Origin of the sequence: Pseudarthrobacter sp. NIBRBAC000502770, assembly GCF_006517815.1 — a bacterium.
Lineage (GTDB): Bacteria > Actinomycetota > Actinomycetes > Actinomycetales > Micrococcaceae > Arthrobacter > Arthrobacter niigatensis.
On sequence record NZ_CP041198.1, the window covers coordinates 4093259 to 4103777 of the forward strand.

Annotated in this window: 11 protein-coding genes; 8 read left to right on the forward strand and 3 right to left on the reverse strand. The window is 67.1% G+C overall.

Annotated elements, in window-relative coordinates:
* Positions 1-7: 7 nt before the first annotated feature.
* From NIBR502770_RS19510 to NIBR502770_RS19520, 3 genes are all read left to right on the forward strand, one after another.
* Positions 8-1777 (forward strand): dihydroxyacetone kinase family protein, encoded by a 1770-nt coding sequence (locus NIBR502770_RS19510; RefSeq protein ID WP_141183053.1) that lies wholly within the window; start codon positions 8-10, stop codon positions 1775-1777.
* Complete coding sequence (locus NIBR502770_RS19515) at positions 1774-2265, forward strand: RpiB/LacA/LacB family sugar-phosphate isomerase (protein ID WP_305775687.1); 492 nt, start codon at positions 1774-1776, stop codon at positions 2263-2265. The genes NIBR502770_RS19510 and NIBR502770_RS19515 overlap by 4 nt, the downstream gene beginning before the upstream one ends.
* An 80-nt stretch (positions 2266-2345) precedes the next feature.
* Complete coding sequence (locus NIBR502770_RS19520) at positions 2346-2786, forward strand: SRPBCC family protein (protein ID WP_141183054.1); 441 nt, start codon at positions 2346-2348, stop codon at positions 2784-2786.
* Here NIBR502770_RS19520 and NIBR502770_RS19525 read toward each other — a convergent pair.
* Positions 2764-4320: a carboxylesterase/lipase family protein gene (locus NIBR502770_RS19525; RefSeq protein ID WP_141183055.1), complete on the reverse strand. Its 1557-nt coding sequence runs from the start codon at positions 4318-4320 to the stop codon at positions 2764-2766. The genes NIBR502770_RS19520 and NIBR502770_RS19525 overlap by 23 nt on opposite strands.
* A 103-nt stretch (positions 4321-4423) precedes the next feature.
* Here NIBR502770_RS19525 and NIBR502770_RS19530 point away from each other — a divergent pair, with 103 nt between their 5' ends.
* Positions 4424-5176: a GAF and ANTAR domain-containing protein gene (locus NIBR502770_RS19530; RefSeq protein WP_246857331.1), complete on the forward strand. Its 753-nt coding sequence runs from the start codon at positions 4424-4426 to the stop codon at positions 5174-5176.
* On the opposite strand, the gene NIBR502770_RS19535 is transcribed toward NIBR502770_RS19530, so the two are convergent.
* Positions 5161-5466, reverse strand: a complete 306-nt coding sequence (locus tag NIBR502770_RS19535) for a hypothetical protein (protein WP_141183057.1) — start codon at positions 5464-5466, stop codon at positions 5161-5163. The two genes, NIBR502770_RS19530 and NIBR502770_RS19535, sit on opposite strands and share 16 nt — an antisense overlap.
* Before the next feature lie 242 nt (positions 5467-5708).
* Between NIBR502770_RS19535 and NIBR502770_RS19540 the strand changes: the two genes are divergently transcribed.
* The 3 genes from NIBR502770_RS19540 (at position 5709) to NIBR502770_RS19550 (ending at position 7372) form a co-directional block, all read left to right on the forward strand.
* Entirely contained in the window at positions 5709-5993 is a 285-nt protein-coding gene (locus NIBR502770_RS19540; RefSeq protein WP_141158509.1) for a hypothetical protein, read from the forward strand.
* 35 nt (positions 5994-6028) lie between these two features.
* The gene (locus NIBR502770_RS19545; protein WP_141158508.1) at positions 6029-6466 is read left to right on the forward strand and encodes a universal stress protein; all 438 of its coding nucleotides are present in this window, start codon (positions 6029-6031) and stop codon (positions 6464-6466) included.
* Positions 6467-6541: 75 nt separating this feature from the next.
* Positions 6542-7372 carry a nucleoside hydrolase gene (locus NIBR502770_RS19550; protein WP_141183058.1) on the forward strand — a complete coding sequence of 277 codons (831 nt, stop codon included), beginning with the start codon at positions 6542-6544 and terminating at the stop codon, positions 7370-7372.
* A gap of 54 nt (positions 7373-7426) precedes the next feature.
* On the opposite strand, the gene NIBR502770_RS19555 is transcribed toward NIBR502770_RS19550, so the two are convergent.
* On the reverse strand, positions 7427-8686 hold the full coding sequence (locus NIBR502770_RS19555) for a glycoside hydrolase family 1 protein (RefSeq protein ID WP_141183059.1): 1260 nt from the start codon (positions 8684-8686) through the stop codon (positions 7427-7429).
* A 222-nt stretch (positions 8687-8908) separates the two neighbouring features.
* Here NIBR502770_RS19555 and NIBR502770_RS19560 point away from each other — a divergent pair, with 222 nt between their 5' ends.
* Complete coding sequence (locus NIBR502770_RS19560; protein WP_141158505.1) at positions 8909-10465, forward strand: ABC transporter substrate-binding protein; 1557 nt, start codon at positions 8909-8911, stop codon at positions 10463-10465.
* Positions 10466-10519: the final 54 nt, after the last annotated feature.

The window sequence follows — 10519 nt, forward strand, 5'->3', positions numbered from 1 at the left end:
TCCCTCCATGACAAAGATCTTCAATGACCCCTCCGACTTCGCCGAAGAAGCCCTCGCCGGGTTCTGCGACGTCCACTCGGACCTGGTCCGGCAGGTTCCCGGCGGTGCCGTCCGCCGCTTCCGGCCGGCAAAACCCAAGGTGGCCGTCCTGGCCGGCGGTGGCTCCGGGCACTATCCGGCGTTCGCCGGGGTGATCGGCACCGGCTTCGCGGACGGAGCGGTGGTGGGAAACATCTTCACCTCGCCTTCCGCCCAGCAGGCCTACTCGGTGGCCAAGGCCGCAGAGTCCGGCGCCGGTGTCGTCTTCACCTACGGCAACTACGCCGGCGACGTGATGAACTTCGGCATGGCCAGCGAGCGCCTGGCCGCCGAGGGCATCGCTGCGGACAACGTCCTGGTGACGGACGACATCGCCAGCGCCCCGCCGTCGGAATCCGCCAAGCGCCGCGGCATCGCCGGTGACTTCACGGTCTTCAAGGTGATGGGCGCTGCCGCCGAGAATGGCGCGAACCTGGCCGAGGTGGTCCGCCTGGGCCGCAAGGCCAACGAACGCACCCGCACCATCGGCAGCGCGTTCGCCGGCTGCACCTTCCCGGGCGCCGAATCGCCCCTGTTCACCCTGCCTGAAGGGCAGATGGGCCTGGGCCTGGGCATCCACGGCGAGCCGGGCCTGCACGACACCCACCTGCCTTCGGCCAAGGAACTGGGCCACGAACTGGTGGCCCGCGTACTCTCCGAAACCCCGCCGGACGCCGGCAGCCGCATCGCCGTCATCCTTAATGGCCTCGGCTCCACCAAGCACGAGGAGCTCTTCGTCCTCTGGGGGACCGTGGCACCGCTGCTGCGTGCCGCCGACTACACGCTGGTGATGCCCGAGGTGGGGGAGCTGGTCACCAGCCTGGACATGGCCGGCGTCTCGCTGACCGTCACCTGGCTTGATGAGGAACTGGAACCGCTGTGGGTTGCCCCTGCCGAGACTCCTGCCTACCGCCGGGGCACCGCTGCCCGGGAGACCGGGGCGCGTGGGGTCGAGGAAACGTCCGACGGCGGCGCGGCCGCTGCTGCGTTCGTTGCCACCGCATCCTCCCGCGGGTATGCCGCGGCCTGCGTAGCGGCCATCGACGCCGCCCGTTCGTCGCTGCACGACGCCGAAGAGCGGTTGGGACACATGGACGCGATCGCTGGCGACGGTGACCACGGCCGCGGCATGGTCCGTGGCGTGGATGCGGCCGCCGCAGCCGCCTCCGCCGCACTGGGCCACGGCGCCGGCGCCGGCGATGTGCTGGCTGCCGCCGGCGACGCCTGGGCGGACAAGGCAGGCGGCACCTCCGGTGTCCTGTGGGGCGCTGGACTGCGGGCTTTCGGTGAAACGGTGGGCAATGCCTCCGCACCCGCTCCCAGTGCCCTTGCGGCAGCAGTGACGGCGTTCGCGGACCGGATTGTCCAGCTGGGCAAAGCCGAAGCGGGGGACAAGACCATGGTGGACGCGCTGCTGCCGTTTGTTGCCGGGTTCAGCCGTGCGGTGGGCTACGGCGTGGAACCGGGCCGCGCCTGGGAGGACGCGGCACGCGAGGCGGTCATCGCCGCGGAAGCCACCGCGGACCTCCTGCCACTCAAGGGCCGGGCCCGGCCCCTTGCGGAAAAGAGCCTGGGCACGGCGGATCCCGGCGCCACATCGCTGGCCATGGTCTTTGCCGTCATGGGGCCGCACTTCACCGGTGCCACCGGGTCCGAAGGCAGCACCACCACCGTTGCGGCGACGGCCGCTGAGTCATGACAACGGAAGGGAACACCATGGGGCTGCGGCTCATTGTCGGCGCGGATGAAGCCGGCGTGGACTACAAGGACAAGATCCTCGCGGACCTGCGGAACGATCCGCGCGTCAGCGAGGTCATCGACATCGGCGTCAACCGGAGCGACGCCCCGAATGATTTCACCAAGCCCTACCCGTATGTGGGCATAGCGGCCGGCGAGATGATCAGGGACGGCGCCGCTGACCGGGCCATCCTGTTCTGCGGTACCGGAATCGGCGTCGCCATCGCCGCCAACAAGGTGGACGGCGTCCGCGCCACCGCCGCGCACGACTCGTTCTCGGTGGAGCGGTCCATCCTGTCCAACGACTGCCAGGTCCTCACCATGGGGCAGCGCGTGGTGGGCATCGAACTCGCCCGGCGCCTGGCAAAGGAATGGATCGGGTACACGTTCGATCCGTCGTCGGCCTCGGCGGGCAAGGTTAAGGTCCTCACCGACTTCGAGGGCTGCTAAGCCGGGTCCCGGCCCGCGGGGCGGCGGCTGTTCGGCAACACGGCTGCCGCCCCGTTGCGCGGTGCTCCTACACTGGGGTGATGATCACAGTCACCGGAAGTGTGGAAACCAACCTGTCCGCGGAGAAGGCCTTTGCCTTCATGAGTGAGTTCGAAAACACCACTAAGTGGGATCCCAACACCCCCGTGATGGACAAAATCACCCCGGGGCCCGTTGCCGTAGGCCACAAATACCACGCTGAGTCCGAGTTCCGCGGAAAGCGCCAGACGCTGGTCTACGAGGTCATCGAGCTCACGGACAACCACATAAAACTGCGCGGCGAGAACAAGACCGTCACCTCGTTCGATTCCATCGAAGTCAGGCCCAACGGGAGCGGCTCCGTGGTGACGTACACGGCCGAGTTCAGCATCCATGGGCCGGCCAAGATCATCCAGCCGCTGCTGAAGCCTGCCTTCAATTCGCTGCGTGATCCCGCGTTGAACGGGATCCGGGACACGCTTAATTCGCTGGCAGCGGCCTGACGCCTGCAAAGAATTCCCGGATCCCACTGCGCGGATCGTCCTCGACCCGGGCGCCGTCGTCCAGCATCATGGTGCGGCGCGCGTCCCCATATTCCGGCCACTCCAGCCCTGCCGTGTCCGGCGATCCAGTGCGCGCAAAGGCTGCCCAGGCCCCGCTCATGGTGTTGCTGAGGGACCGCGGCGCCGCGCTCCGGGTAAGGAACGCAGCCTCCGGCGCGTCCAGGTGCCGGAAAACGAACGGGATGTCCAGGGCATGGCAGGCGCCCAGCTTTCCGCCCATGGCCGGGCTGCGCCAGGTGAACAGGTAGGCGAAGTTTCTCCCGGCCGCGCCGTTTGGCGCGGCCAGTTGGCGCGCCGCCAAAAGACGGTTGGTGGGCTGGCGGTAGACGGAATCGGCGATGGCGGCTTCAAGGATTTCCTTGCCCCCGGGCTCCCGGGACAGTACCCGGGCCAGTGCTTCGGTGTAGCCCGGTGCCTGGGCAGACGGAACCCCTGCGGCGGCGAGGACGGCGGCGGCGCGGTCAGGATACCCTGGGTCCTCTGGGGCAGCCGGGCGCATTTCGACGGCGAAGGAGCCTTCGTTGAGGTTGGTTCCGGCCAGCAGGTCCACCCCGCTGTTGAGCCCGCGGCGGATACCGTCCAGCGGCGGCTCCGGCAGTGAGGGTGTCCCCACGGTCGGCTGGAAGGGCAGCGGGACGGCGTAAGTCTCCGTCGCGATCCGCTTTTCCAGGGCGGCCTGGGCCTCAAGCAGCCGCCCCGCGGGGAGGGTCAGCAGTTCCTTCGCGGATGGTTTGTCCAGGCCGCACAGTTCCAGGAATTGCGCGCTGATGTGCGCGGATTCGTCCGGCCGCCGGTACCGTTCCGCGGTGCCGCTCTGCATGATGGCGCGGTGGAAGAGCCCTTCCGACGACGGCATGCCCAGCAGGGTGCCGATGGCCGCGGCGCCTGCCGACTCGCCAAAAACAGTGATGTTTTCCGGGTCGCCGCCGAATGCCCCGATATTCCGGCGTACCCAGCGCAAGGCTTCCAGCTGGTCCAGCAGGGCGACGTTGGACGAGTCCTCGTACCCTGGGCCAAGCAGGTCCGCCAGATGCAGGAAGCCCAGGGCGCCCAGGCGGTAGTTGATGGACACGAGCACCACGCCCGCCGCGGCGGCCAGCCGGGCGCCGTCGTACATGGCGTCGCTGTTGGCGCCCAGCAGAAACGCGCCGCCATGGATCCACACCATCACCGGCCTTGCCGGCCCGTCCCCCGGCGGGGCCCAGATGTTCAGGTTGAGGCAGCCTTCTTCGCTCCATTTCCGCGGCCTGCTGCCCGGCGGGGCGGGGTTCTCCAGGTTTTGGGGTGCTGCGGGGCCGGCGGCGGTGCAGTCCAGGACGCCTGCCCACGGGGCTGCCGGGACCGGAGGGCGGAAGCGGTTGGCCCCCGACGGCGGTGCAGCGTAGGGGATGCCAAGGAACCGGCGGATGGTGGTCCCTTCAGCTTCGAGGGAGCTGCCGAGGATGGACCCGGCGGGGGTGGAGAGACGCGTCATGGTTGACAGGTTACGGCGTCCGCACAGGTAGGCTGGCATCACCGTTCGGCAGTGGGCGGCCACGATGCTGTGGCTCTTCATAACTGTCCGGGAGGTAAGACGCGTGCCCCACGCCGACGTCTTTGGTGCCGAAAATTTTGCTGACGTTGCCCTGCATCTTCAGGAGTCGTTCCTCCATACCCCCGAGGTCGGGGCGATCCTGCAGGATCTCGCGGCCTATGCCGTGGGCCGCCTCGGCAGCTCCGATCCCGGGTGTTCGTGCGAAATCACGGTACTGCGGCCCAAGAAACCCGTGACCACGGCCTGCAGCAACGCCGCCGCGAAGGTGATGAACCAAGTGGAGTTCAAGCACGGCGACGGTCCGGGTTTGACGGCCATGCGGACCAGCGCCACGGTCCTGGTGGCCGACCTGCGGCTGGAACAGCGGTGGCCGGACTATGTCCAAGCAGTGCAGGATCAGGGATTCCTTTCGGTGCTGAGCATCCCCGTGGAGCTAGAGGGGGACGCGCAGGGCGTGCTGACGTTCTACTGCTCGCATCCCGTCGACCCCCGCGACAACCGCGTGGATGTTGCGGAGACGTTTGTGCGGCGGGCCTCCAAGGGCCTGACGCTCTGCCTCCGCATGCTCAGGCTGGAGGAGACCAGGGACGGCATGACCGCCGCCATGCAGACCCGCACCGTGATCGACCTGGCTACGGGGGCCATCATGGCTCAAAACCGCTGCACCCAGGACGCTGCCTTCAAACTGCTTCGGGAAGCATCCAACACGCGCAACATGAAACTCCGCGATGTGGCGGCCATGGTGATCTCGTCAGTGGCCGGGGTGACGGACACCTTTACCTACTTCGACGAGTAGGGGCCCTTCCGCTCCGGATCCTGCGGCTCCGGTTGGAGGAGGAACAGGGCATAACTGCTGAGCGGGACGCGCAGGAGCAGGCCCTGGGCGGCACAGTGCTCGTTGACGGCCTGTGCCAGGGCGTCCCGCTCCTTCGGTGACAGGGTGCACTGGCCGGCGCAGTAGTCGCGGATGAGCTGTTCCGAGGCGTCGCCGCCCAAGCCGACGAACTCGAGCCACAGCTGTGCCAGATCCAGTCCGTGCTCCTTGATGACTGCGCCGGTGAGGGCCTGCTGGTCAACGGCATCCATCGTCCCGTCCTAGCCTTGGTTATGGATTCCTGCAGCTGTAGTTCGGAACGGCGGCCTGGGTGGATGGGAATGAACCGCAAATATTTCGCTGGGAGAGTGGCGCCACACCTATGCGCTGGACTCGCCCCGGCGCTGCTTCCGCCACATCCGGCGGCGGGGGACCTTCGCCCCTAGGCGGCGAACAGGCACCGGAAGTCAACTTGAGTGTCTGGAGCACGCGAGCACAACAGGAGGCAAGGACCATGGGCGCATGTGATGTCTGCGGCAGCAGCGAGGGCCGCATGTTCACCGTCAGTATGGGAAACCAGACCGGCACGTTCGACAGCTTCGAATGTGCCATCCACATGATGGCTCCGGCATGCGAGCACTGCGGCTGCCGGATCCTGGGCCATCCCGTTGAAAGCCAGGCAGGCATCTACTGCTGCCTCCATTGCGCGAAGGAAGCGGGCAACCCGCACCAGGCCGCGCATGCTGAGCATACGACGGTGGCCGTGCCGGCGGAAGGCACGTCGGGAGGGCAGCGCTAGCGTTGCCCTGAAGAAGCGACAGGAAAAGGGAGACCGTGGCGGACAGCGGGAGTTTCAGGATTGTGGTGGGCGTTGACGGGTCGGACCAGTCCAGGGCAGCTATGGACTGGGCAATTGAGGAGTCCAGGCTGCGCACGGGAGAGGTACAGGCCGTGACCGCCTGGAGCTTTCCCTATGTCAGCGATGCCCTCGGCACAGCCTGGGACTATGACATCTTCCAGAAGGACGCCCAGGCCATCCTCGAAGAAGAACTTGAACGCGTCAAGAACCAGGGCGTGACGGTCACGGGGCGCATCGTGGAGGGGAATCCCGCGTCGGCGCTCATTGAGGCCTCCCGGGACGCTGACCTGGTGGCGGTAGGTTCACGCGGCCACGGCGGCTTCACGGGGATGCTGCTGGGTTCAGTGTCGCACCAGACCATCCATCATGCGCACTGCCCCGTGCTGGTAATCCGGGAGCCCGACGCGGGATAACCACCGCGGTACCTTCGCCTTTCAGTGAATGGAAACGCCGTTCTGTGGGTCCCGCGCTGCCGCAAGGCTTGCAGCATGGACATGATTCGGGTGGAGCCCCGCTGCCGCGTGCTGATCGACAACGACTGGGCGGGTGACCCGGACGGGCTGGTGGCCCTGGCCCACCACGCCATGTCGCCCGCCAACGCGATCGTCGGCGTCACAAGTTCCCTGACCAACCCGATGTTTGGGCCGCCGGCGGGCATGGCGCAGAAGGGTGCGAACCTGGCCGGGGAACTGTTGCGCGTCCTCAAGAGCCCGGAGCCGGCAGTGGCCCACCCGGGATCCGACAGCCCCTTCACCGGACAACCCCGGGACAACCCGGCTGCCCGGGCGATCGCTGCCACCGCAGCAGCCGGCGGAGTGCTGCCCCTGGTCCTTGTCTGCGCCGGCCCGCTCACCAACGTGGCCGATGCGCTCCTGCTGGATCCCGCCGTCGCCTCCTCCCTCACCTTGGCTTGGGTTGGCGGGGCCACGGCGAATGATGAGGAATACAACTACTTCACGGACCCGGCCGCCGCAGACTTCGTGCTCGGGAACCAGGAGCTGTCCGTGTGGCAGTTCCCGGCAGAGACGTACCGGCAGGTTGTTGCCCCGGTGGCCGAACTTGACCATGCCTTCAGGAACTCGGGCGCGGCAGGCGCCTGGCTGTGGGAGCTCTTCAACAGCCTGGACGTGCCGGACTTCGTGAAATTCGGGCCGCTGTGGTGCCTGGGTGACAGCGCACCCCTGGTGGTTACCGGCCTCGACGATGCCACGTCCACCTTCACGGAAACACGCAACCATCCCTCGCGGCGGACCTACACCTCCGTGGACACGCGGCTGATCATGGCGGATTTCCTCGCAAAGCTGCGGCTGCAGCAGTAGCAGGCTAAAACAATGGCCCGGACCGCCACAGGCGGTCCGGGCCACCCGCTGCTGTCAGGCGTGCAGCGGCGCCCCCGCCGGTGCCTGCTGCCGGGCGAAGTTGCCCAGCCAGCGCGCGCTCTCCTTGGGAGTCCGTGCCTGGGTGGAACGGTCGACGGCGATCAGGCCGAACTTGGGCCCGTAGCCGAAGATCCACTCGAAGTTATCGAACGCGGTCCAGGCGATGTACCCGCGGACGTCGATGCCGTCCGCAAGGCAGGAAGCAACGCCGTTGACGGCTGTCCGCAGGTACGCCACCCGCTGCGTGTCATCCTCCGTGGCCAACCCGTTCTCGGTGACCATCACCGGGATGCCGGCAACGCGCCAGGCCTCGCGGATGGTGGCCTCCAGCGCTTGGGGATAGATTTCCTCGCCCATTTGGTTGACGGCCACGCCTTCCGGAGCCGGAGCGTGGCCGTCCGGGCCGTACACGGTGCGGCCGTAAGTCTGGATGCCCACGAAGTCGTCGCCGCGGGAGGCTTCCAGGAACCGCTCGTTGACGTCCCGGCGCACCTGGGCCGCGATTTCTTCGCCGCCGGGGACCGACTGGATGTCCGAGTTGGCCAAGGTCCAGCCCACGCGCAGATCCGGGCGGTGTGCCTTGATTGCTTCGGTGGCCGCCTTGTGCGCCGCGAGTTTAACGTTGAAGCCGGCCTCCGTGGAGCAGAACTGGAACGGGGCAACCGTGCTGGCGTCCACGCCCAGGCGCTGTGCGGCAGCCGCCCACATGGGGACCTTGCCGCGGTTCTCCGGCGCTTCCCCGCCGATGCCGAATGACTCCAGCAGCCAAGGGAGGTTGGGCTCGTTCAGGGTGCAGGCGACGCCGATCAGGTCACCCAGGTGCGCCATGACCCGGCCGCAATAGCGGGCGAACAGCTCCGGCGTGCGTTCGCCCTCCCAGCCGCCCGAACGGAGCAGCCACAGCGGTGACGCGAAATGGTGGAACGTGACCACCGGCGTCAGCCCGTGCTCCCGGCAGGCCTCGAGCACCCGCTTGTAGTGGTCCAGCGCAGCCACCGAGAAATGCCCTTCCTCCGGTTCGATCCGGGCCCATTCCACGGAGAACCGGTAGCTGGTAAAACCGAGGCCGGCGATCAGGGCAATATCCTCCCGGTACCGGTGGTAGTGGTCCACGGCATCCCCGGACGGCTCCGCGAAAATGGTGCCCGGAAGGTGTTCCAGGAACCAGACATCGCTGTTGACGTTGTTGCCTTCCACCTGGTGGCCTGCGGTGGCCACGCCCCAAAGGAAGTCCTGCGGAAACGGGTTGGTCATTGGGGTTCCTCTCATCATGGACGCACGCCGGCGTCCCAGGCCTCACTGCCTGCCTCCATCCTGTCCAACCGCGTGACCGCCGCCACAATACTTTTTCAATCAATGACATTCTCATGTTTGGTCCAGCAGGCCCCAACGGATTCTTGAAGGGAGCCGGACAGCCCCGGCCCCTCGAATTTCCTCCGTTTGTCACCGTCATAGAAGAATGCGAAGGCGCACCAGATGAAACTTATGACCTCCACCGCACGCGGCAGCGCTGCCGTCCTGACGGGTGCCCTGCTGATCGGCTCCCTGGCCGCCTGTGGCGGCGGATCCAGCCAGGCCTCCGCCAAAGCCGACACCGGCAGCATCACGCTGGCCATCGACAGCGACTCGGCCTCCTTCGGCTACGACCCGCTGCGCGTCTCCGCAGCGCAGCGCCAGTTCTTCGAAGGCCTCTACGACAGCCTCATGACCCTGCAGCCGGACGGTTCCACGGGGCCGGGCCTGGCCAAGGAGTTCAGCTACAACGCGGACAACACGGTCCTGACGCTGACACTCAAGGACGACGTCACGTTCACGGACGGTTCCAAGCTGGACGCCGCACTGGTCAAGGCCAACCTCGACCGCCGCTCCGATCCCGCACTGAGCGCGTACTCGGCCGTCGCCAAGGGTGGTGCGCAGGAAATCACCTCCGTGGATGTGGTGAGTCCCACCCAGGTATCCCTGACGTTCGCCAAGCCGCAGCCGGGATTTGAAAAGAACCTGGCCTCCACCACCGGCATGATCGTGGGCAAGAACGGTGTCACAGACACCGCCAGCCTGTCGGCAACCCCGGACGGTTCCGGCCCGTACACCCTGGACCCCTCCACCGTGAAGGGCAACAAGTACGTGATGGTGAAGAACGACAAGAGCGCCGACGCGTCCAAGTACGCCTACAAGAAGGTGGTCTTCAGCGTGGTCCAGGACCCGCAGGCCCGGGCCAACGCCCTCGTGTCCGGCCAGGCGGACGTGGCCATGCTGACCTCGAACACGGTTGACTTCGCCAAGTCGAAGGGCGTCGGGGTCACCCAGATCGGCGGCACCGTCAACACCATGATCTCCTTCGACAAGATCGGCAAGACCGCCCCGGCGTTCGCCCAGGAGAAGGTCCGGCAGGCCATCCAGTACGCCATCAACCGCCAGGCCCTGGTGGACGCCCTGCACAAGGGCGATGTCCCGGCCTGGAACGCCCTCCCCAAGGATTCAGCGGGCTTCACCAAGGACCTTGAAACCGAATTCGCGTACAACCCGGACAAGGCCAAGAGCCTGCTGGCCGAGGCCGGCTACCCCAACGGCTTCGAGTTCACCATCATCGCCAGCGCCCAGACCCAAACGGACCTGCAGGCCGTCCAGAAGGACCTCGCCGCCGTCGGCATCACCATGAACGTGAAGATGGCCGCGTCAACGGATGAAGCCTTCGCCGCCGTCGCCACCACGCCCCTGGGCTACGCGCCGCTGAACTGGGACAACCCCGTCGGCGTGATGTACGGCGTGGTCCTCAACGGCTTCACCAACGTCCAGAAGGCCACCGATGACCAGCTCAGCGCCGCCACCGGCGAACTGGCCGCCGCCAAGGACGACGCCGCCGCCAAGGCAGCCGCCACGAAGCTGAACACCCGCCTGATGGAGTCCGGCTGGATGATCCCGCTGTACGAGGCGCTTACCAACCAGGGCTACAACACCAAGAAGGTGGCTCCGGTGAAGTTCGCCGGCACCAACGCCTACCCGCTCCTTTCGTCCTACACCCCGGCCAGCTAACACCCGCACCGTCCTGCCGGGTGCTCTCCGCCACGGGAGCACCCGGCAGGACGG

Excerpts from the sequence above, each read along its gene's own strand:
- NIBR502770_RS19510 (WP_141183053.1), top strand. The coding sequence starts at position 8 with ATGACAAAGATCTTCAATGACCCCTCCGACTTCGCCGAAGAAGCCCTC.
- NIBR502770_RS19515 (WP_305775687.1), top strand. The coding sequence starts at position 1,774 with ATGACAACGGAAGGGAACACCATGGGGCTGCGGCTCATTGTCGGCGCG.
- NIBR502770_RS19520 (WP_141183054.1), top strand. The coding sequence starts at position 2,346 with ATGATCACAGTCACCGGAAGTGTGGAAACCAACCTGTCCGCGGAGAAG.
- NIBR502770_RS19525 (WP_141183055.1), bottom strand. The coding sequence starts at position 4,320 with ATGACGCGTCTCTCCACCCCCGCCGGGTCCATCCTCGGCAGCTCCCTC.
- NIBR502770_RS19535 (WP_141183057.1), bottom strand. The coding sequence starts at position 5,466 with ATGGATGCCGTTGACCAGCAGGCCCTCACCGGCGCAGTCATCAAGGAG.
- NIBR502770_RS19540 (WP_141158509.1), top strand. The coding sequence starts at position 5,709 with ATGGGCGCATGTGATGTCTGCGGCAGCAGCGAGGGCCGCATGTTCACC.
- NIBR502770_RS19550 (WP_141183058.1), top strand. The coding sequence starts at position 6,542 with ATGGACATGATTCGGGTGGAGCCCCGCTGCCGCGTGCTGATCGACAAC.
- NIBR502770_RS19555 (WP_141183059.1), bottom strand. The coding sequence starts at position 8,686 with ATGACCAACCCGTTTCCGCAGGACTTCCTTTGGGGCGTGGCCACCGCA.
- NIBR502770_RS19560 (WP_141158505.1), top strand. The coding sequence starts at position 8,909 with ATGAAACTTATGACCTCCACCGCACGCGGCAGCGCTGCCGTCCTGACG.